The 22,157-nt window shown below is 44.2% G+C and carries 22 protein-coding genes; 13 read left to right on the top strand and 9 right to left on the bottom strand.

What is annotated here, in order from left to right:
- Nucleotides 1-9: 9 nt before the first annotated feature.
- The 4 genes from lysA to ACKVDP_RS01870 all read left to right on the top strand — a co-directional run bounded on the left by lysA (nt 10) and on the right by ACKVDP_RS01870 (nt 4,532).
- Nucleotides 10-1,305 carry a diaminopimelate decarboxylase gene (gene lysA / locus ACKVDP_RS01885; protein ID WP_409227097.1) on the top strand — a complete coding sequence of 432 codons (1,296 nt, stop codon included), beginning with the start codon at nt 10-12 and terminating at the stop codon, nt 1,303-1,305.
- A 13-nt stretch (nt 1,306-1,318) separates the two neighbouring features.
- Nucleotides 1,319-2,158 (top strand): diaminopimelate epimerase, encoded by an 840-nt coding sequence (dapF, locus tag ACKVDP_RS01880; protein ID WP_409227096.1) that lies wholly within the window; start codon nt 1,319-1,321, stop codon nt 2,156-2,158.
- 30 nt (nt 2,159-2,188) lie between these two features.
- Nucleotides 2,189-3,454, top strand: coding sequence for a dicarboxylate/amino acid:cation symporter (locus ACKVDP_RS01875; protein WP_409227095.1), 1,266 nt, complete (start codon nt 2,189-2,191; stop codon nt 3,452-3,454).
- A gap of 97 nt (nt 3,455-3,551) precedes the next feature.
- On the top strand, nt 3,552-4,532 hold the full coding sequence (locus ACKVDP_RS01870) for a dipeptidase (protein WP_409227094.1): 981 nt from the start codon (nt 3,552-3,554) through the stop codon (nt 4,530-4,532).
- A 41-nt stretch (nt 4,533-4,573) separates the two neighbouring features.
- Here the strand turns inward: ACKVDP_RS01870 and rbsB are convergent, their stop codons facing one another.
- From rbsB to ACKVDP_RS01830, 8 genes are all read right to left on the bottom strand, one after another.
- Nucleotides 4,574-5,485 carry a ribose ABC transporter substrate-binding protein RbsB gene (rbsB, locus tag ACKVDP_RS01865; RefSeq protein WP_409227093.1) on the bottom strand — a complete coding sequence of 304 codons (912 nt, stop codon included), beginning with the start codon at nt 5,483-5,485 and terminating at the stop codon, nt 4,574-4,576.
- 69 nt (nt 5,486-5,554) lie between these two features.
- Complete coding sequence (gene rbsC / locus ACKVDP_RS01860) at nt 5,555-6,523, bottom strand: ribose ABC transporter permease (protein WP_409227092.1); 969 nt, start codon at nt 6,521-6,523, stop codon at nt 5,555-5,557.
- Entirely contained in the window at nt 6,524-8,020 is a 1,497-nt protein-coding gene (locus tag ACKVDP_RS01855; protein WP_409227091.1) for a sugar ABC transporter ATP-binding protein, read from the bottom strand.
- Nucleotides 8,021-8,043: 23 nt separating this feature from the next.
- The gene (gene rbsD, locus ACKVDP_RS01850) at nt 8,044-8,451 is read right to left on the bottom strand and encodes a D-ribose pyranase (protein ID WP_409227090.1); all 408 of its coding nucleotides are present in this window, start codon (nt 8,449-8,451) and stop codon (nt 8,044-8,046) included.
- Between the two features lie 2 nt (nt 8,452-8,453).
- Nucleotides 8,454-9,389: a ribokinase gene (gene rbsK / locus ACKVDP_RS01845; RefSeq protein WP_409227089.1), complete on the bottom strand. Its 936-nt coding sequence runs from the start codon at nt 9,387-9,389 to the stop codon at nt 8,454-8,456.
- 14 nt (nt 9,390-9,403) lie between these two features.
- On the bottom strand, nt 9,404-10,411 hold the full coding sequence (locus tag ACKVDP_RS01840) for a LacI family DNA-binding transcriptional regulator (RefSeq protein ID WP_409227088.1): 1,008 nt from the start codon (nt 10,409-10,411) through the stop codon (nt 9,404-9,406).
- Nucleotides 10,412-10,597: 186 nt separating this feature from the next.
- Complete coding sequence (locus tag ACKVDP_RS01835) at nt 10,598-11,386, bottom strand: slipin family protein (protein WP_409227087.1); 789 nt, start codon at nt 11,384-11,386, stop codon at nt 10,598-10,600.
- A 22-nt stretch (nt 11,387-11,408) separates the two neighbouring features.
- Nucleotides 11,409-12,761, bottom strand: a complete 1,353-nt coding sequence (locus ACKVDP_RS01830) for an NfeD family protein (RefSeq protein ID WP_409227086.1) — start codon at nt 12,759-12,761, stop codon at nt 11,409-11,411.
- A 113-nt stretch (nt 12,762-12,874) separates the two neighbouring features.
- Here ACKVDP_RS01830 and ACKVDP_RS01825 point away from each other — a divergent pair, with 113 nt between their 5' ends.
- From ACKVDP_RS01825 to cls, 4 genes are all read left to right on the top strand, one after another.
- Nucleotides 12,875-13,138 (top strand): hypothetical protein, encoded by a 264-nt coding sequence (locus ACKVDP_RS01825; RefSeq protein WP_409227085.1) that lies wholly within the window; start codon nt 12,875-12,877, stop codon nt 13,136-13,138.
- A gap of 89 nt (nt 13,139-13,227) precedes the next feature.
- Nucleotides 13,228-13,770 carry a DUF6512 family protein gene (locus ACKVDP_RS01820; protein ID WP_409227084.1) on the top strand — a complete coding sequence of 181 codons (543 nt, stop codon included), beginning with the start codon at nt 13,228-13,230 and terminating at the stop codon, nt 13,768-13,770.
- 10 nt (nt 13,771-13,780) lie between these two features.
- Entirely contained in the window at nt 13,781-14,332 is a 552-nt protein-coding gene (locus ACKVDP_RS01815; protein WP_409227083.1) for a guanylate kinase, read from the top strand.
- A gap of 3 nt (nt 14,333-14,335) precedes the next feature.
- Nucleotides 14,336-15,862: a cardiolipin synthase gene (gene cls / locus ACKVDP_RS01810; protein WP_409227082.1), complete on the top strand. Its 1,527-nt coding sequence runs from the start codon at nt 14,336-14,338 to the stop codon at nt 15,860-15,862.
- Here the strand turns inward: cls and lepB are convergent.
- Nucleotides 15,837-16,403, bottom strand: a complete 567-nt coding sequence (gene lepB, locus ACKVDP_RS01805; RefSeq protein ID WP_409227081.1) for a signal peptidase I — start codon at nt 16,401-16,403, stop codon at nt 15,837-15,839. The genes cls and lepB overlap by 26 nt on opposite strands.
- A gap of 159 nt (nt 16,404-16,562) precedes the next feature.
- On the opposite strand from lepB, the gene ACKVDP_RS01800 reads away from it, so the two are divergent.
- The 5 genes from ACKVDP_RS01800 to pepD all read left to right on the top strand — a co-directional run bounded on the left by ACKVDP_RS01800 (nt 16,563) and on the right by pepD (nt 22,156).
- Nucleotides 16,563-17,114, top strand: coding sequence for a helix-turn-helix domain-containing protein (locus ACKVDP_RS01800; protein ID WP_409227080.1), 552 nt, complete (start codon nt 16,563-16,565; stop codon nt 17,112-17,114).
- Between the two features lie 91 nt (nt 17,115-17,205).
- A complete protein-coding gene (locus tag ACKVDP_RS01795) occupies nt 17,206-18,642 on the top strand; it encodes a hypothetical protein (protein WP_409227079.1) in 1,437 nt (478 codons plus the stop codon).
- Nucleotides 18,643-18,742: 100 nt separating this feature from the next.
- A complete protein-coding gene (locus ACKVDP_RS01790) occupies nt 18,743-19,516 on the top strand; it encodes a Mut7-C RNAse domain-containing protein (RefSeq protein ID WP_409227078.1) in 774 nt (257 codons plus the stop codon).
- Nucleotides 19,509-20,660, top strand: a complete 1,152-nt coding sequence (locus ACKVDP_RS01785) for an Mbeg1-like protein (RefSeq protein ID WP_409227077.1) — start codon at nt 19,509-19,511, stop codon at nt 20,658-20,660. Before ACKVDP_RS01790 ends, ACKVDP_RS01785 begins: the two co-directional genes overlap by 8 nt.
- A 32-nt stretch (nt 20,661-20,692) precedes the next feature.
- Nucleotides 20,693-22,156: a beta-Ala-His dipeptidase gene (gene pepD, locus ACKVDP_RS01780; protein ID WP_409227076.1), complete on the top strand. Its 1,464-nt coding sequence runs from the start codon at nt 20,693-20,695 to the stop codon at nt 22,154-22,156.
- Nucleotide 22,157: the final 1 nt, after the last annotated feature.

Here is a 22,157-nt window from a genome sequence, read left to right as displayed (position 1 = left end):
AATATTGAATTGATATATGAAGAAAAAGGCGGGAGGCTCCATTTTGATGGATGTGACACTGTCAGTCTGGCCAAAAAATACGGGACTCCGTTATATGTTTATTCACTGACAGACATACAAAATCGCATAGCGGAGCTGAGAGATGATTTTTTAGATAAATACGACAATACCAGGGTTGCCTATGCGGCCAAGGCATTCAGCACATCGGCAATGCTCAAACTTATAGATAAAGAGGGTCTAAGTGTGGATGTGGTATCTGGAGGAGAGCTTTATACAGCCATATCGGTGGGCTTTCCCGCAGAAAGGATAGAATTCAATGGCAACAACAAGCTCTACGAGGAGCTCCTTCTTGCAATTGAATACGGAGTGGGTAGAATTATCGTGGATGGCATCGAGGAGCTTCAGATTATAGAAGGGATATGTGAGGTGACCGGTAAGAAGACAAATATAATGTACAGGGTAACACCTGGCGTAAAAAGCGAAACCCATGAGTATATAACCACGGGGAAAAAGGATTCAAAGTTTGGGATTCCCTTGGATGAGGAAGTATTCTATCCTGCCGTTGAGGACGCGATCAGATCACCTTGGGTGAATTTCATTGGACTTCACTTTCATGTAGGTTCACAGCTTTTTGACAACGGGTCACACCTTGGTGCACTAGATGTTCTTCTGCACCATGTGGACGAAATCAGGAACAGGTTCAGTTTTGAGATAAGGGAGATTAATCTTGGGGGAGGCTTTGGGATCAGATATACGGATGAACCAAGAAGACCACTTTCATATTTTACAGATCCCTTGATGGATAGAATCAAGGGTCACTACAAGGAATTAGGACTTGATAGACCAACCGTTGTTATTGAGCCTGGAAGAAGCATAGTTGGAGAAGCAGGCATAACATTGTATACTGTTGGCAATATCAAGGACATTGAGGGAGTGAGAAAGTATGTCTCAGTTGATGGTGGGATGACTGACAATATCCGTCCTGCCCTTTATCAGGCAAGGTATACTGGTGTAATAGCCAACAAGATGGATCTGGGCAAAGATGATAAGGTGACCATATGTGGGAAATGTTGCGAATCCGGGGATATACTGATCAAGGACATCAATGTGCCAAGTCCTGAGTCGGGGGATGTGATCTGCGTATTTTCAACGGGGGCCTATGGACATTCAATGGCAAGCAATTACAACAAAAACCCAATTCCCGCAGTGGTATTTGTCAAGGAGGGTAAGGACTATCTTGTTGTCAAGAGACAAACCTACCAGGATATGCTAAGAAATGAGATTGTGCCATCATGGATGATATAAGGGGAGAAATACTATGGAATACACAAAAATGCATGGAGCAGGAAATGATTTCATAATCATAAATAACATTATTGAGGAGCTCCCTGAGGAGAGCTTCTCAGAAATAGCCAGAAACCTTTGTGCAAGGAGAACCTCTATTGGAGCAGACGGGATAATGTTCATTGATCACTCCGAGGGCTGTGGAGACTTCAGGATACACTTCTACAATGCTGATGGAACAGAAGGCGAGATGTGCGGCAACGGTGCAAGATGTATCTGCAGATATGCCTATGAGAATGGAATATCCGGGGAAAAGCAGAAGGTTGAGACCATATCGGGTGTGGTAAGAGGCTGGAGACTTGATGGTCAAACCTACAGGGTAAGATTGAACAGTCCAAGTGAGTACAAGGAAGAGCTTTGGCTTGAGCTGGGCAATGACAGGTACAAATGCTCCTATGTTGAGCTTGGGAGTCCGGGACTGCCACATTTGGTACTTGACATGCCGGACTTTGACAGCTTGCCGGAGGAAGAGCTTTACAGGATCGGAAAAGGTCTGAGATGGAGTGAAAGTCTTCCAAAGGGCGCAAATGTAAATTTCTATTGGCTAAGACAGGATGGAAGTGTGGCTGCAAAAACCTTTGAGAGAGGGGTTGAGAACTTCACACTTGCATGTGGAACAGGAGCTGGATCTGTTGGATATGTACTGGTGAAAAAAGGAATGATTTCCGGAAACCAGGTAAATATAAACATGCCAGGAGGAGAGCTGCTTATCCAGGTAGTCCTTAATCCCGATGGGGTGGAGGATATCTTCCTTAGCGGCTCTGCAACCTTTGTTTCAGAGGGAAAGGTGCTGGATGAAGATCTGAAGTACTAATACGAACTATAATATGACGGAGGTTATTAAATGACAAGTTCAAATACAAACACAAATTCAATTTGGAAAAGCTACAGATTTCCAATGATACTGCTTACAGGAATTATCCTTGGATCAATTATAGGACTGGTTTTCGGTGAGAGGGCAAGGGTGTTGGCACCACTGGGTGACCTGTTCATTAACATGATGTTTACGGCAGTTGTACCATTGGTCTTTCTAAGTATCAGCAGTGCAGTGGGAAGCATGATGAACATGAAAAGACTTGGGAAAATCCTTGGGAGCATGTTCTCAGTATTCATAATAACGGGAGCAATTGCAGCTGTTTTGATCATTGTTGTGGTAAAGGCGTTTCCTCCTGCAGAGGGAGTCAGCATCGTCATGGAGGCTGCAACCCTGGATGAGATCAGCATAGGTGATGCCTTGGTAAATGCATTTACAGTAAGCGATTTTCCACTTCTTCTATCAAGATCAAATATGCTGCCGCTGATAGTGTTTTCAATACTGTTTGGCTTCAGTGTAAGCATGGTGGGAGGAGAGGATAACAAGATTGCACAGGCCTTGGATATGCTCAACAAGGTCATGATGAAAATGATAGGTATAATCATGCTGTATGCGCCTATAGGTCTAGGAGCTTACTTTGCAGCACTTATTGCTGAATATGGACCTCAGCTCCTTGGTGCTTATCTAAGGTCAATGGCGATCTACTATCCGCTTTGCATAGCGTATTTCTTTATAGCGTTCTTTGCATATTCCTACTGGGCTGGAGGTATGGAGGGAACCAGAATATTCTTTAAAAATGTACTTAATCCAGCAGTTACATCCTTGGCAACCTGCAGCTCTATAGCAACTCTGCCGGTGAATCTTACAGCAACGGAGAGGATGAAGGTGCCCAAGGATATAAGGGAGATTGCCCTTCCAATAGGTGCAACCATGCACATGGATGGAACAGCCCTTTCGTCAATACTTAAGATAGCATTCCTATTTGGGATATTCGGTCAGGACTTTTCAGGGATTGGAACCTATGTAACAGCGGTTCTTATAGCGGTTCTTGGTGGAGTTGTAATGTCAGGGGTTCCAGGTGGAGGACTAATCGGTGAGATGCTAATTGTCACCATTTACGGATTCCCACCAGAGGCATTCCCAATTGTTGCTACCATAGGATTTTTGGTGGATCCACCTGCAACCATGATTAATGCATCCGGTGACGCCGTTGCATCAATGATGGTAACTAGAATTGTTGAAGGCAAGAACTGGCTTGGAAAGACAGTCTCAAAGGCAATCCCTTCAAAAGCATAATTGATTATGTGATTTCAATGTGGTAAAGTATGTTCCGAAGGGTATTAAACCTTCGGAACATTTTATTGATTGAAGAAAAATAGAGGAGGATCACCAGATGAAATTTATTGACCTGCACTGCGATACACTTATGCATACAGTTGGAAGGGAAGGGAATTTAAGTCTGCTCCAAAACAATCAGACAAGCGTGGACTTTGGACGCATGAATGAGGGTGGGTCACTGGCTCAGTTTTTTGCAGTTTTTCTGCCAACCGAGGAAATGTTTATGGAGAATGCTGGAGAGGTTATAGAGGACGACATTTACATAAATACACTTGTTGAAACCTTGAAGAAGGAGATTGCTGGAAACATCCATATGATAGGGCTTGCAGGCAGCTATGATGACATTATACAGAATGAAAAGGATGGAAGGATGTCTGCAATATTGACCATAGAGGATGGAAGAAGTTTGGAGGGCAGTCTTGACAAGCTTAGGCATTATCATGACATGGGCATTAGGCTTATAAGCCTAACATGGAACTTTGAGAACTGCTTTGGATATCCGAATTCTGACGACAAGAACATAATGACAAAGGGTCTTAAGGAGTTTGGAAGGGAAGCTGTGGAATATATGAATGAATTGGGGATGATTGTGGATGTGTCCCATCTTTCAGACGGTGGATTTTTTGATGTGGCTAAAATAAGCAAGAAGCCCTTTGTGGCTTCACATTCAAATGCCAGAGAAATCTCGCCACACAAAAGAAATCTCACGGACCAGATGATTCGAATCCTGGGAGAAAAGGGAGGGGTCGCCGGAATAAACTTTGCTCCTCATTTTCTTCAGCCGGACACCAATACCGATAGGAGCACGGTGGAACTTATGGTAAGGCATTTGAACCATATGAGGAATGTAGGTGGGGAGGATGTTGTTGCCCTTGGCTCGGATTTTGATGGAATAGGTGGAGACCTGGAAGTGGACAGTATAGAGAAGATGCCCATGATATTCCAAGCACTCCAAAAGGATGGGTGGAGCATTGGACAGATCGAGAAGCTGGCCTATAAAAATTCACTTAGGGTTATTAAGGAGTCCATGAAGTAAGTAAAGCACGGCCTAGGCCGTGCTTTAGTTGTTGTGTGCTGCTATTGAGTTACAAGCTCTAGGGCTACAGGGATATATTCATCCACTGTTTCTCCGCCAAGCACCTTCATTGCTGTATCAACACCGATTGAACCGATGTCTTTTGGAAGCTGCTGTACGGTTGCTGCAAGGTCTCCTGCCTCAACAGCGGCAACAGCATCATCTGTTGCGTCAAATCCAACTATCATAATGTCTCTTCCTGACGCCTTGACAGCTTCAAGTGCACCTAATGCCATTTCGTCGTTATGTGCAAATATCGCATCGATTTCTGGCTGTGCCTGAAGAATGTTCTCCATTACAGAAAGACCCTCGGCTCTGTCAAAGTTAGCGGTCTGTCTTGCAACTACCTCAAGGTCAGTTCCTTCTATGGCTGCATTGAAGCCTTCGCCTCTTTCTCTGGCGGCTGATGCTCCAGGTATTCCCTCAAGCTCAACAACTTTACCTGCTCCACCAAGCTGCTCAACGATAAATTCTCCGGCCATTTCTCCGCCAGCTACGTTGTCTGAGGCGATATGAGCCACTACATCCCCAGAATTGGCTGATCTGTCAAGGGTTATCACTGGAATGCCTGCTCCGTTTGCTGCTGCAACTGCACTTCCTACTGCATCTGAGTCAGTTGGGTTAATCATGATTAGGTCAACACCTTGATTTACAAGGTCTTCAACATTTGAAAGCTCTGTAGCTGCATCGTCCTGTGAGTCAAGAACTATAAGGCTGGCACCAAGCTCATCAGCTTTTGCCTGGGCACCGTCTCTAAGATCCACAAAGAATGGGTTGTTCAAGGTTGAAACCACCAATCCTATAGTATACTCACCTTCGCCGCCTCCGTTGTCAGTTCCTCCTGTGCCACATCCTGCAAGCCCTACTGCCAATACAAGGGCCAACGCAAGTGCAAAATACCTTTTCTTGTTCATCAATTTTTTCTCCCCCTTTATTTTTTATCGCTTTCTCATATATCTCAACCCACTCGGGTCGAAACCTGGTTAACGGGACTTACGCTGTTTCCTGTCCAGAAGTACAGCGATAAGTATTACTACGCCCTTGGCAACATCCTGATAGTATGATGAAACCTGAAGCATGTTAAGGGCATTGTTTAGTATGCCAATTATCATTGCTCCGATGGCAGTACCAAAAATCGTTCCTATTCCTCCGGCCATGCTTGTTCCACCGATTACAACCGCTGCAATGGCGTCAAGCTCGTAGCCGGATCCGGCAGTTGGTTGAGCTGAACCAAGTCTTGCAGTTACGATAATACCCGCAAGAGCTGCAAGAACCCCTGCCACTGCATAGACAAACAGTTTAATATTGTCTGTCTTTATTCCTGAATACATTGTAGCCTCTTCGTTTGAACCAAGGGCATAGGTATATCTACCGATTTTCAGATGATTCAGGGTATACCAGGAAATGAAGAATACAACTAACATTATATACACAGGTATTGGAATACCCAGGAAATATCCTGTACCAATTTTTGAAAACATCGCCGAGGTGTCTGAACCAAAGATGCTGATTGGTCTACCCTGGGTGTAAACAAGGGTAAGGCCTCTTAAGAGTGTCATTGTGCCCAGAGTGGCTATAAACGGCTGTAATCTACCCTTACTTATAAGAAGTCCGTTCAACAGTCCAATTCCCAGACCAATAAGCAGGGTCAGGATTACCACCAGGATAATATTCATGCCACTTGCAACAAGGCTTGCGGCAATTGCACCGGTTATTGCAAGCACACTACCAACGGAAAGGTCAATTCCTCCAATAAGGATGGCAAAGGTCATGCCTGTTGCTATAACTGCATTAATTGAGGTCTGTCTCAAGACTGTTATGATGTTTGACCAGGTCAGAAACCTGTCGCTGAGAAAAGACATTGTTACAACCAGTATCAGAAGGACCACAACTGGCTTGTTGTCTGATAAAAATTGCTTCCAGTTCCTTCCTTTCAATGAAAACTTACCCATTTAGCTCACTTCCTTTCCTACGGCATAGGTCATAATTTTTTCCTGGTCAGCATCCGCGATATCAATGATACCGCTAATCCTTCCTTCGTGCATAATCATTACTCTATCGCTGATTCCAAGTATCTCTGGAATCTCCGATGAAACCATCAGTATGCTCATGCCTTCTTGCTTGTACTTGTTTATCAGTTCGTAGATTTCTTTCTTTGCACCCACATCAACACCTCTGGTTGGTTCATCCAACAGAAGTATGCCAGGGTTCGTATCCAGGTTTTTTGCAAGTGCAACCTTTTGCTGATTTCCACCGCTTAGGAATTGAAGTAGCTGATTTCTTCCCGCAGCCTTGATTGACATGCTCTTGATGTAGCGGTCAGTGGAATCACGTTCCTTTGACTTGTCGATGTTGCCTATCCTGCCCACATAATTGTTCAGGGAGGCAAGGGTTACATTTTCAACAAGATCCATTCCAAGAACAATGCCGTTTTCTTTTCTGTCCTCTGAAAGGTATGCTATTCCATTTTTCAGGGCGTCCTTTGGACTTTTTATTGATACTGCAGAACCATTGACAAGGATCTCTCCAGATTCAGGCTGGTAAACACCGTAAATGGTCCTTGCAAGCTCAGTTCTGCCGGCTCCTACCAGACCAGCCACTCCCAGGATCTCTCCTTTTCGAAGCTGAAAGGAAACATCATGTACAAATCTGTTTGAAAGGTTCTTCACCTCAAGGACCACTTCTCCGATTTCAGTCTCAACCCTTGGGTATTGCTCGCTGAGCTTTCTTCCCACCATCATCTCGATGATCTTCTCTTCGTCAATATTTTCAATGGGCTCCTCTCCAACCAGTGTTCCGTCTCTTAAGACCGTCACATGGTCACAGATTTCAAAAATCTCCTTAAGTCTGTGTGAAATGTATACAATGCTGTGTCCGGTATCCCTTAACTCCTTAACAACCTGGAAAAGTCTTTCTGTTTCTGACATGGTGAGTGCACCTGTTGGTTCATCCATGATTATGACCTGTGCATCCAGGGAGAGAGCCTTTGCTATTTCAATCATCTGCTGCTTTCCGACACTGATATTTTTCACAAGCTCCCTGGGATCCTCATCCAGGCCAAGCTTGGTCAACCACATCCTTGAGTCATCAAACAGCTTCTTCCAATTGATTTTTCCACCTATACCAACAGGCTCCCTGCCAAGGAATATGTTCTCTCCTATGGAAAGGTCACGGACAAGGTTGAGCTCCTGATGTATAAATGCGATACCCTTATCCTGAGAATCCTTTGTGGTATTGAATTCCACGGGACTTCCATCCAGAACAACCTTTCCGGAGGTCCTTACGTAAACTCCCGTAAGTATTTTCATCAGGGTGGACTTTCCGGCACCGTTTTCACCCACAAGGGCCATGACCTTACCCTTGTAGATATTGAAATCAACGTTGTCAAGAACCCTTACACCGGAGAACTCCTTAATTATGTTTTCCATCGATACAATTTTTTCTTCCATGGAGATTTCCTCCTCTTAGGTTATTAAAATACCACTCCAGATATCAGTATCACATTTGTGTAGGGGGTGAACTCCCCGGTTCTAATAACTGCCTTTGACTTACTTGTTCTTTTTTTGAACTCTTCATGGGTGATGTAAGTGATGGAAAACTCGTCCTCAAATTCCTCAACAAGCTTAAGGATCCAGGCATGCATTTCCGGGCTGGCTTCCCTTATCTCCTCAGCCAGGACAATCCCTTCCACCTTTTGCTCTGACAGAACACCCCTTAAGACATCCAGAAATGAAGGAACACCTTCAAATACGGATAAGTCTATCCTATAGGTATCAGAAGGGATTGGAAGACCCGCATCGCCTATTGTAAGCTCATCCATGTGGCCCATATGTGATATTGTCGATGATACCTCTGAATTAAGCAGAAAGCCTTTTTTCATAATTATCTCTCCTCAACCTTCATTTTTTCGTACCAAGCATCGAATTCCAAGACCTCTCCCATAAGTGGGAGGGATGTCTGGGCACCGTGCTTGGTTACCGTCATGGCACCAACCTTTGTTGCAAAGGTGATGGCATTCTCCATGGGTTCTCCTTTTGCAAGTGATACTGCTAGAGCTGCATTGAAGCTGTCGCCTGCAGCTGTTGTATCCACTGCCTTCACACTATATGCAGGATGCAATTTCACAAAATCCTTTTCTATATGGATGCTTCCCTGACTGCCAAGGGTAATTATCAACTTGGAGACACCCTTTTTCAGCAGATGTTTTCCCGCAGCTTCAATCTTTTCAATGCTGTCGGTCTCCATGCCGCTCAAGAGCTCAAGCTCGGTTTCATTGGGGGTGAGGATATCAACCAGGGAGAATATCTCATCATCCAGCTCTGTTGCTGGGGCTGGGTTAAGAATGGTTGTGACATTGTTTTTTCTTGCCATCCTAAGTGAAGCCTTTACAGTATCTATGGGAGTTTCCAGCTGAACCAGCATTACCTTGGCTTTTTCAAACACCTTCTCCATACCCGAAAGATCATCAGGTGTAAGGGCAGAGTTAGCACCTGGAGCAACAGTTATGGCATTGTTTCCGGAATCCTCCACAACGATTGCAGCTACGCCAGTGGGGAGGTTCTCCTTCTTCAGAACCATCTCAACATTTACACCATCTTTTTTCAGTGCCTGGATAAGCTGATCACCCATGGAATCCTTTCCAACAGCTCCAAGCATTGCTGTCTCAGCACCAAGCTTTGAGGCTGCATCAGCCTGATTAGCTCCCTTTCCTCCAGGAACCTGCTTAAAGTCCGAGCCCAGTACCGTCTCTCCAGGTCTTGGTATTTTAGGAGCTCTCACCACGAGATCCATATTGAGGCTACCAACTACTATAACCATTATTTCTGCTCCTTTCAACTGGATTTCCTTACCACAAGCTCTGTGCCCAGGATAAGGTTTTTGTTGGCAATCTTGTTGCCTTGTATTGAATCAATCATCATATTAACGGCCTCATAGCCCATGGAATAATTCGGCTGCTTGATTGTGGTAAGCTCCGGATCCACCATGGAGGCTATATATATATCGTCAAATCCCATAATTGCTATGTCCTCAGGGACGGATATTCCTCTTTCCCTTAGCTTTTTCATGGCACCGATAGCTATTGCATCATTTCCGCAGAAGATTGCCTGAAAATCCAGCTTGCTGTCCAAAAGATCCTCTGCCGCTTCATAGCCCCATTTTAATCTGTACTCTCCAACCCTCACCAGATTCTCATCATAATGTATATCATTTTCAGAAAGTGCAATTTTGTAGCCCTCAAGTCTGTCCCTTGCCGTTCCAGTATTGAGAGGACCTGCAATATATGCAATTCTTCTGTAGCCCTTCTTTAACAGGTAATTGACCCCATCCCTGGATGCCCTTGAATTGTCAACCAGGACCTTACCTAGAACATTTGGAGAATCATAGTCCCGGTCGATGAGTATTATTGGTATCCGGCTGTTCTCAAGCCCTGTCATTTCGTCGTTTCTGTTGGCTGAGTGGGTCAGTATTATGCCATCCACCATTTTTTCTGAGAGCATCTGAATGTACTTGTTTTCCTGGTCAACGTTATCATCCGTGTTGCATATTATTATGCTGTAGCCTGCCTCCCTGGCCCTGTCCTCAGCGCCTCGGGCAATCTCGGGGAAGAAGGGGTTGACTATGTCAGGAAGTACAAGTCCCAGGGTCTTTGTCTGACTTGTTACGAGACTTCTAGCCATGGAGTTTGGGATATAGTTGATGTCCTTGGCAATCTTAAGAACCCTTTCCCTGGTTGGTTGTGATATGTTCTTGTCCTTCTTGTTCAATATCATTGAAACAGTGGCAGTTGAAACTCCCGCTGCCTTGGCAATATCCTTGATTGTTGTGTGTCGCTTTTTCATCAAATCATCCCGTTTCTTGGTTAAACGTTTAACTACATATATATTATACCACCAATTGGATGAAAGAAAACAGTTTCCAGGATAATTTTCAATAAAAATCCTACCTGAGGATATCCCTACAAGAAAAGCGGCAGAGGGTCTACCTAGGATTCCTCTGCCGCTTTTGGAGTTTTCATGACATTGGGACTAATCAACTTTCTTTTCATTATGGGGAAAAACATCCTTAAGAAGATGTTTCAACTCCATTGGTAATGGGAAAAGAATGGTATTGCTTTGCTGGTTTGCTGATTCACTGATTGTCCTAAGCATTCTTAGGGTCATTGCACCGTCAACCTGGGTTAATATTTCTGTAGCTTCGGCAATTTTCTTGGCTGCCTGCTTTTCGCCGTCTGCCTGAATGACAACAGCCCTTCTGTCACGCTCAGCCTCAGCCTGCCTGGCTATTGCACGTTGCATTTCAACTGGTATCGTTACATCCCTTATCTCAACTGCAGTGACCTTGATTCCCCATGGGTCTGTTGCGGTATCCACGATTTCCTGAATCTTCTTGTTAAGCTTATCCCTTTCTGAAAGCAGTTCATCCAAGTCTGCCTGACCCACTACACTTCTCATGGTGGTCTGTGCGAACTGGCTTGTAGCCTCGTGGTATTGTTCCACATTGATGACGGCCTTGTCAGGTTCAGTAACCCTATAGTAGAGAACAGCATTTACCTTACAGGTGACATTGTCCCTGGTGACTACCTCCTGGGGAGGGACATTATCCACAATAATTCTAAGGGATACCCTAACGATTTTGTCTATGAAGGGTATTATGATGATCAAGCCTGGTCCCTTGACTGAAACCAGTCTTCCCAATCTGAAGAGAACGCCTCTTTCATATTCAGGAATAACCTTGATAGCCATTTTGAGAAGTCCGCCTGCCAGGATTATTGCTCCAAGGTAGGGGAGTATGCCTTCTAAAATATTAATTACCACACCGATTCCTCCTTTCATAAAACTAGGAATTATATTCTGTCAGAGGCTTCACTATACAAACCATCTGTATCCTATCAACTACGACAACCTCCATTCCTTCCGGAATAAGTGACCCGTCGTGGGACTTTGCCTTCCACAGTTCCCCCCTGATCCGTATAAGACCCTGGGGATCCAGGTTCTCAACAACGGTCCCTGTTTCCCCGGAAAACTCCTTGGTGCCCATTACAATGGGAAGGCGTCTAAGCCTGATAACCCCTGCGAGAATGACTACCAGGAGTATTGAGCCAACCACTCCTATACCAACAGCCATAAGCCTGAATTGAACAAGCCAGCGGTCGGTTACAAGGGGTTCAACTGGAAGATAGATAATTCCAAGAACCAGACTGACAACACCTCCTGTTCCAAGAACTCCATAGGTGGGGGTCAGAGCTTCAGCTACAAGCAGTCCAAGTCCAAGCACTATCATGATAATGGCAAACAGGTTTATTTGGAACATTCCCAGACCGAAAAGAGCGAGGACAAGGGAAATTGCCCCAAGCACCTCCGGTACAAAGGTCCCCGGGTTGCCAACTCCAATAATGATTCCATACACCCCTATCATCAGGAGGATAAAAGTGATCTGGGGGTTGCTGATAAGATGGGTGATGTTTTCCTTGAGATTTGATTCCACAAGTTCAACTTCCGCATTCAAGGTATTCATGGTTATGGTCTGCCCCTGTACCTGGACCTCCATTCCATGAACTGTCTGCAGAAGTGAGTCGAGGCTGGGCTCAATAAAGTCTGCAATGCCAAGCTCCAAGGCCTCCATACTGCTTAGGGTAAGGTTTTCAGTAACAAATCTCTCAGCAATTTCACCAGGTCTTCCATTTGTTTCGGCTATGCTTCTTATGTGACCTGCGAGAAATAGTATGGTCTTGTCATCGGCTGCTTGGGCACCCTCCTGATCTGGTGAAATGGTTACGGGCATTGCTGCTCCAGTTGTTGTTCCTGGGGACATGGCGGTGATGTGACCACCAAGTAGTATAAAGGCTCCAGCTGAGGCTGCAATTGCTCCCTGTGGAGCTACAAAGGTTATAACTGGAACCTTGGATGCGGAAAGATGACTAATGATGTCAAGGGTTGCGTCCACAAGCCCTCCAGGGGTGTCCAGAATAAGCACAAGAGCCGAGGCTGACCTGTTCTCTGCCTCGATTACTGCCCTTTCAATTCTGGCAGCGGTTCCTGCTGTTATCATATCGTCAATGTTTAGGGTCAATACAAGGGGTCTTCCTGAAGCTTCTCCAAGGGAGGAGATAGCTCCTGCTATGGGTACTAAAATAATCGCTGCTATTAGCATAAACGTAAATAGTTGCTTCATGTCTGCACCTACTTTCACACACTACCCTGCTTACTAAATGTATACCCAACTGAATTGCCTGTAAATAACTACTGAGAAAGTAGTATTTTTGGTATAATCTAATGAAAGTAGATTTTTTGGAGGTAGGAGCGATGACGGATTATAGATATGGAAACAATAATGAAGGCCATGTCAGTGTATCAGAGTGGATAATTACAGCTCTTGTTATGGCCATTCCTCTGGTGAATTTGGTGATGCCCTTCGTGTGGGCATTTGGAACCGGCACCAAGAAGAGCAAGGCAAACTTTTTCAAGGCTCAGATTATTCTAGCATTGGTGGGAGTTTTGCTTTGGTTTTTACTTGGAAGTGCTATGCTGGGATCATTTAGAAGGATTCCCGTAGGGGTACAGCTTTAGAAATCTACCAAGAATGGGACATCAGTCCTTATTCTGGGTATAGGAATTATGAGGTAATTAGAAAAGCTTTCCCAGCGGAGATGAGTTTCATGAAGGCCTTTAAGGGTATTGAGATGTGGAAAAATGTTAGCCTGATATTGCTTGTTATAATTGGGCTTTCTTTTCATGAGATATATAAGGCTACAGGGATTACAGCACTGGGGATTATCAGCCCCGTTAATGAAAGCAAGTGGGAACATTGGAAAATGGCATTCTATCCAATGCTTGTAATTGGAGCATTACAATATGCAATTTTGCAATTTAGGGGAAACAATTACATTTTTGCAATAGCTGCAGGGGTAGGTGTGTTTCTAATTATCACCTTTGGAGGCATAGAGCTCTATGAGCTGCTGCTTGGACCTTCCCATCTACCGGTCCATGTTTTGACCTTTCTTGGGGGAGCCATGGCTGGAAACTTTTTAAGACATTGGATAATGGAAAATACAATTGATTCCAAAGGATTGAACCTATTGGGGCTTACCTTTATAGTGATTCTGGCTGCCATACTTACAAGATTCACATTCGATCCACCAAGGTACGATTATTTCAGGGATTCCTTGACAGGAACCTATGGGATTCATGAATACAAATAGGAGATGAATTATGATAAATATAGTAGGCTTTATGGGGCCAAGCGGCTCCGGAAAAACAACATTGGCAAGGTTCATGAATCTCAGAAAGGTCACCACCTTTACAACCAGACCACCAAGGGAGGGGGAAAGGGATGGGATCGACTACTTCTTCCTCCCTGAGGGGGAGTTTTTGCGCCTCTACCGTGAGGGAGAGCTTCTGGAGTACACCAGCTACAACGGATATCTGTATGGAACAGGCATAGGTCCACTTAGGACCGCGGTCGAACTGGGAGAGCTTGTTTTAATAGTCGTCGATGGGAATGGCGCCAAGCTTCTTAGGGAGGTATTTCCAGACAATGTGGTAATAATAGGGGTTCGTGCACCCCTTGAGGAGTGTGTTTCCAGAATGGAGGAAAGGAAGGAGCCCGACATCCAAACAAGAAGCAGCACTCATGGGGATGAAATGGACAGGATGCTCCAGCTGGCACATATTACAATTGAAAATTCCATGGATTCATGGTGGAAGTCAAGAATCATCGTTGAGGGAATAGGTGAAGCACTGAATAAACAGTTGGAGGATTAGAGGATGCTGCTAAAGAAGATTAATTACAGAATAGCTTTGATAGGCATAATAATTGTGGCACAGCTTGTTTGGGGGATATTGTTTCTTCTGAGAATTCTTGATTATTCAGAGTGGATAAGCTCAGCCCTGTCAGTGTTCAGCATTCTTGTTGTCCTGTTTCTGAACATGAAGGAGGAGAATGCCTCATACAAAATCGGGTGGATAATCCTGATTATGGCCTTACCGGTTTTTGGAGGTCTATTCTATTTGGTTTTCGGAAACAAGAGACCCTCGAGATTCATGCGATCAAGGCTCTCCATGGAGCACGAAAGGGTGCTGCCTCTTCTTATCCAGGACAGGGAGACTGCAGAAGGCCTGGAATCCATTGACCAAAGGGCCATTGGTACATCCAGGTATGTGTATTCTCAAAGTGACTATCCGGTCTATGGGGACACGATGACAAAGTACTATCCTCTTGGGGAAGAAATGTTTGATGACATGCTCACTGAAATGGAAAAGGCTCAACATTACATATTCTTTGAGTACTTTATAATTGAACAGGGAGTGATGTGGGACAGGATGCTGGAGATTCTAATCAGAAAGGTTCAAGATGGTCTGGATGTGAGGATGATATATGATGATGTGGGTTCGATGTTTCTTCTTCCAGGGGACTTTGCTAAGCAGATGGAGGGCTATGGAATCCGCTGTATGGCCTTCAATAGGTTCAGGCCGATTCTGTCCGTTGTGATGAACCATAGGGACCACAGAAAGATTCTAGTTATAGATGGGAATACTGCATTCACTGGTGGAATTAATCTGGCGGATGAGTATATCAATGTCAAGGAAAGGTTTGGTCATTGGAAGGATACCGGGATAATGCTCAAGGGAGCTGGCGTATGGAGTTTCACGGTGATGTTTCTGGAAATGTGGAATGCTTTTCGGGATGACAGGGGGGACCCAAGGGAGTACAGATGCAAGGACGGGGAAACAGCTGGCTACAGTTCAGAGGGATTTGTGCAGCCATTCTCCGATTCGCCCCTTGATAATGAGCCCTTGGGTGAGAACATATACATAGAAATATTGTCACAGGCTCGAGACTATGTCTATATCTTCACACCCTACCTGATAATTGACAATGAGTTGCAGACAGCATTGCGCATGGCTGCCAAGCGAGGGGTCGATGTGAGGATAGTGACTCCAGGAATTCCCGATAAAAAGCTGATATTCAGAATCACCAGATCCAATTATCTACCCCTTTTACGGGCGGGAGTGCGGATCTATGAATACACACCTGGCTTCATGCATGCAAAGAGCTATACTTGTGATGACAGGATTGGAGTGGTAGGTACTGTAAACATGGACTACAGAAGCCTTTATCTTCACTTTGAGTGCGGCGTAATCCTGTATGGAAACAAGTCCATCATGAGAATAAGGGAGGATTCACTGGATACAATCCAAAAAAGCACTGAGATTTTCATAGAGGACATCGACAAAGGATTCCTATCCAGGGTATTTGATGCAATCCTTAGGGTGTTTGCAATACTTTTCTAGGGAAGATCATCCTGCCAAGGACGCTGGTAAAGGGAAGGGCGCCATATTCCCGGCTGTCAGAGGAGACTAGCCTGTTGTCCCCCAGGAGATATACATGGTTTTCAGGCACTGTGTAGCTGTATTCCGAGTCCCATTCAGGCATTTTTTCCTGGTCCTTTTGAAGGTTCAGTGGCAGGGTCATACCCTTGGCATATTCCTCCCGGAGAAGGTCTCCATTTCTGTACACCTGGCCTTCTATGATCTCTATAAGGTCATTTTCAAGGCCGACTACTCGCTTTATCATAAGGACATTGTCCATGGATTCCGGACCTGCAACCACTATTATGTCACCATAGTCCAGTTTTTCATCCGGAAATCCCGGGGTATAGGGGAGGCTCCACACCAGGACTGAATCACCATTTGTTAGTGTAGGCAACATTGAATCCCCATTTATCTCCACTACATCGAAGGAAGTGATCATTCCTGTAGTTATGATTGCAGCTATCACGAAAAATATTATCAGCCTGCTGTTAAGACTTACATTATTGTTATCTGAATTCATATTGGTCTCCTTGTGATCATTTTATTTTAACAATATGATTATACCCTTACTTTGCATTCTGTTCAACGAAGAGCATATATGCTGACAGAAAACCTTGATCTATTGGAGAAAAGCTTTATAAAGTGATAGAATAATATATATAAAGAAAAGGTGATAAAAATGACAGACCTATCTACAAATATTGGTACGGTTCTAAGAAGAGTAAGAACAGAGAGAGGCTTGACTCTTGAGGGAACCTCTGAGATTACAGGAGTAAGTAAGGCAATGCTGGGGCAGATTGAAAGAGGAGAGTCAAATCCAACGATTTCAACCCTTTGGAAGATATCCACCGGTTTGAGGATATCCTTTTCTGAGCTGCTTGAGCCAAGGGATGAAGAGCATCTGGGTGTGGTGAATTTTGAGGAGCAGGAGCCGGTCCTTGAATCCGAGGGTAAAATGATGCTGTACAACGTTTTTCCATTCAATCCCGTATCAGGTTTTGAGTACTTCTACATTAAGCTTCTTCCAAGCGCATTCCATAAATCATCTCCCCACAGCAGCTCAAGCAGGGAGTATATTGTGGTGACCAAGGGAAGACTCATTCTACAGGTGGATGACGAAAGCTACCAGATAAAGGCGCCAGCGGCATTTTCATTTAAGGCCGACAGGGAACACAGCTACTCAAATCCATTTGTGGAGCCAGTTGAGTTCCAGAACATAATAAAATACTGACACCTCTAAAAAAAGAAGCTCCCGATAAATTTTCCGGGAGTTTTTCACTTCCGTAAAGGAGGGGTATATTTAAGCTGTGGGGGGTGACCATATGGTATTGAATGGTGAGAAGCTACTGGAAGAGGATAGGAATATTTCCGTTTTTATGGAGTATATGAAAAAAAGGGACCAAGAGAGCTATGACCTTGCAAAAAAGGCCTTGAGAAATATCAAGAGCTATTCCAGCACAAGAAAAGATGGAAAGGGTTACCGAATAAGGATTAAGTGTAAAAATGAGGAAAGAATGTTCAGCTGCTCATTCCCATACATATACGGGGATTTTATGGATATCATTGAGGACAATGTTGATCTGTACAAGGGAAGGACAGCATATCTTGAAAACACAGGAGGCTATCTGCTGAATTTCATGACACAGCGAGGCTACGATTCCATTGGTTTGGCAATGGATGAGGATGAGTGGGAAAGGAGTATTTTCTCAAACTTTCCGGTGTATAGGAGGGAGTATCTGAAAAGGGAGCTTTATCCGTTGGTTATTGGCAACGAGGAAATAGGTACTTTGGACAGGATAATCTGGATAGTGGAGGATTATAGGGAGGAAAAGAAATTTCTGGATAAATACCTGAATGATGATGTTGATATTTTTCTGCTTGTTCCGGAAAAGCTGGAGTTCAATATTGATGAACTGGATGGAAAGATATTAATCAGCAGGACATTTGTAATGTCTGACAGAGAATTCAAGTTCTATTTTCTATCATCCAGGGGAAATTATGAACCTGAGGTCACAAAGATCCCCGAAGGCTTGGAGGTATTAAACAGTGGCTCTGTGATATTCAGGGTTCAAGCGGACAAATGCAGGGACAACAATGGATTTCAATACACTGAAAATGGGCATTACTTTGTTGAAACCCTTAAGCAATATGAAAAGGACAGGGATTTGGAATATGGGGATTCGTTTTTAAAAAAATACTATGAAGGCTTTCAGCCAAAAAACAGAAGGGACAACTATCTTTGGGAGGAGGGAGTGGAGTGCTTCCCAATGGATCATGGCTGGCTTTACGATCCTTGGAGGAAACCGGCAAATCCACCTATTCGGGAAAAAAGATTTGAAACAAGAAAAGGTGGCAATCACAACATTGGCCCAAATACTCAGGAGTTTGGGCAGGCGGAGTTTAAAAGGCTGACAGGGGCATACGAAGTATTGAGGGAAGAAGGCTACAATCCTGACTTTTTTGTTGATGGATATATAACCGGATACCTTTTGATAAGAAGTAATGATTACAGGTTTATCGCCAGTGAAGGCCAGCACAGAATCGCTGCATTGGCAGCACTGGGGTATGAGAGTTTTGTGTGCAGATTTGACCTTAAGCCCTGGACAAACCAAAAGGTTTTCTACAATCAGGCCAGCAAATGGCCGCAGGTGAAGGCAGGAATATTTACCCCGAGGGTTGCCAAAATGTGCTTTGATCACTTTTTTAGGAAAGACAACAATTTGAGGCTTCTGGAGCATATGGATGGAAGCATCAATTGATTGCTAATTAAGGAGTTTTTCAGCTTCAAAGTTCTTATGAAGTCACTATAATCATAAATCAGGGGTATAATGAAAGGGAGAGACTTTCGGAGGAAGTACCATGTATGAAGTAAATTTAAGGATATATGGAGACCTTAACAAAATAATATGGAAAAAGCACGTTGAAAAGGATGTCTCCCTGCAAATAAATTCAACCCATTCTGTCAAGGACCTGGTGGAATCCCTTGGAATACCTCATGGAGAGGTTGGGCTTATCCTTGTTGATGGTGAGGTTGAGGATTTCACCAGAAAGATATACGGAGGGGAGCGAATATCAGTTTATCCTGTTTTCAGGTCAATTGATATTGGATCAACATCTAGAACTTTGCTGGAATATCCAGAAATGCCGAAATTTATTTTGGATGTGCATCTGGGAAAGCTTGCAAGCTATCTTAGGATGCTTGGATTTGATGCAAAATATGAGGTGTATGGGGAAGACTCCTGGTTGGCCAGTGTGTCTGAAGCTGAAGATAGGGTTCTGCTATCCTTTGATAGGGAGCTTCTGATGCGAAAAAATATTCCCTATCCATATCTGGTCAGGTCAAGAAATCCATTGGAACAGCTTAGGGAGCTTGTGGAAAGGTTTGAACTTATTGATAAAATAGAGCCATTTTCAAGGTGTATGGTCTGCAATGGGACCCTTGAACCTGTAGAAAAAGAGGAAATTTTGGGGATGCTCCCAAAGGGTGTAGCGAAAATAAATGACGTATTTAAGCAATGTGATTCCTGCGGCAAGCTTTATTGGAGCGGGACGCATACTGAAGGGATGTATAAAATAATTGACAGCCTCGGAAACACTGCTGTCAAGGATGGAAGGTGCATGGAAAATGAATAACATAATGGATTATCTCGATTGGAGGGGTGACCTTGATTTTGAAAGGGATCCCATAAATGAGGTGGATGGTCTTATACTGTCTCTGATAAGCTACAATGATTTTGAGGGAATTGTTCCAGGGGTGGGTTCGAAGGACTCAATCACCCTTAGAGAGGCTGCGGACATATTCAAGAAGGAGAAGGATATATCACATATAGAGGATATTCCCTTTCTGAATCAAATTCCGGGACTTCTACATAAGGCTGCAGAAACAGAGCGTTTTGGACCCCTCCGACTGACCTGGTTTGTAAATCAGATTGACCCTGAGTCCACCAAGCAGTTTGCTGCAGTGATAATAAAGCTTACTGAGAAGTTGAATTTCATATCCTTTAGGGGAACTGACGATACCCTTGCTGGTTGGAAAGAGGACCTGCAAATGAGCTTCATGGAGGAGGTCCAGTCACAAAAGGAGGCAGTTGCATATACTGAAAAGGCCATGATGTCCATTAGGGGAGACTTTGTCCTTGGAGGTCATTCCAAGGGAGGGAATCTTGCAATATATGCAGCATCCAGCATGAATGAGCTTAACAAGGCAAGGATCAATGAAATATACAACAATGACGGTCCTGGATTTCAGCCTGAGGTTGTCCAAAGAGAGGGCTACCTGAGCATAGTCCATAGGATATCCACCTTCCTTCCAGAATCATCCATTGTGGGAATGCTCCTTGAGCATGGAACGGAATACGAGGTTGTCAAGAGCACGGGACTTGCAATAACACAGCACAACCCCTTTATCTGGGAGGTAATCGGCAATGAGTTTGTACTTGTTGACAGTCTCAGCAAGGAAAGCCTGAATATAAACACAGCAATAAGGTCATGGATCACTCAGCTTTCACATGATGAGAGAAGGGAGTTTGTGGATGCCATGTTTCAGGTCCTTTCAGAGACAGGAGCCACATCACTGGCAGAGCTCAATAATGAGAAGTTCGGAGCGGCAGATGCAATGATCAAGGCCTTGAAGACCATGGACACAACTGCCAAGGGGCACCTTAAGGACACTGTAGACCTGCTTTTCGATGAAGCCAGAAAGGTAATAAGAAAGTCAATAGCAGATGACATAGATTCATTTATCACCAGAAGGAAGAGGAAAAAGCTTAAGGAATAAAGTGTTAACCTAAAATGAAGGGAGATGAACTGATGATTAATTACGATGCAATCGAGGGGTTGGAGGACAGGTCCTTTTGGAAGCATTTTGCTGATATTTCGGTAATTCCAAGGGGTTCAGGGGTGCCAGATAATCAGAAGGGTATAAGCAATTATGTTTTCTCCTTCATTAAGGGGCTTGGTATAGAGGTGTACCAGGATGAACATCTGAACGTGGTTGCAAGGAAGCCAGCGTCAGAAGGCTATGAAGATGAACCTCCTGTTATGCTTCAGGCACATTTGGATATGATTTGTGAAAAGGAGCTTTATACCAATCACGATTTTAAAAAAGATCCAATAAGACTGATCCGTGAAGGGGACACCATTATGGCTGATGGAACAACCCTGGGAGCAGACGATGGAATTGGAGTGGCGTTTATCATGTCGATTCTGGAGGATGATAGTCTGAAGCATCCTGAAATTGAGGCAGTATTCACAACTGACGAGGAAACGGACATGGGTGGAGCCTTCAACCTGGATTACTCAAAAATAAGGAGTAAGCTTATCCTGAATCTTGATGCCGAGGCAATTGGAGTTTGCGGGTCTGGTGAGCTGGAGGTGGAAATGACCCTGCCCATTAAAAGGGAACCTGTAAAGAAGAAATCCGAGCTTTGCAGAATCAAGATAGCTGGTCTCAAGGGTGGACATTCGGGAATGAATTCCATGGATGAGAGGGGAAATGCCATCCTGATTCTTACAAGGCTACTCCTAGCCCTGCAAAACAGAATTGATTTCAGGTTGGCTGACATAACAGGTGGTCAAGGGATGTCCTCAGCCTTTGCCAGAAATTCAACCTGCGTGATTTCCTATCCCTCCAATGCAAGGGAGGATGTAACAAGGATACTTGAGGCTGAATTTGCTGTAATCAGGAAGGAGCTTGAACGTAGGGACCCTGCAGTGAAGATGGAGCTCATATTTGAGGTGGAGGTTTATGACCAGGTAATAGATGGTGAGACCCAGGATAAGCTGCTTGACCTTTTGACAATTCTTCCTGATGGACTCTTCTCCCTGAACAGGGAGTTTCCCGGTGCAATGGAATCAACCACCAATATCGGTGTGATTGAGACCAAGGAAGAGGAAATATTTGTTACCATGCTCATCAGAAGCTTTCTTCCTGGAAAGAAGTACTTTCTTCTAAGGAAGGCGGTCAGACTTTGTGAGCTCCTGGGAATTGAACATATGATCGGGAGGGACCTGCCACATTGGGAATACAACGTCAGTGAAAATCTGATGAAGATATTGAACGACGTGTATCCTGACACTGAATTCCATGCAAGCCAAGGTACCTTGGAGGCTGGGATTTTCAATATGAATATTCCTGGCTCAACAGTAATATCCTTGGGCTCACCATATTACGAGGCCCATTCTCCAAGCGAGTACCTGTCAATTGCTGAAACAGAGGACTACTGGGATATGCTGATCAGCTTCCTGGAGAAGCTTAAAAATCATGAACAATAAC

Origin of the sequence: Gudongella ferriphila (genome assembly GCF_046224405.1) — a bacterium.
In the GTDB taxonomy this organism is placed as follows: Bacteria; Bacillota; Clostridia; order Tissierellales; family Tissierellaceae; genus Gudongella.
The sequence above is the reverse complement of the archived record's forward strand: the minus strand, read 5'-3'. Positions and strand labels throughout refer to the sequence as shown.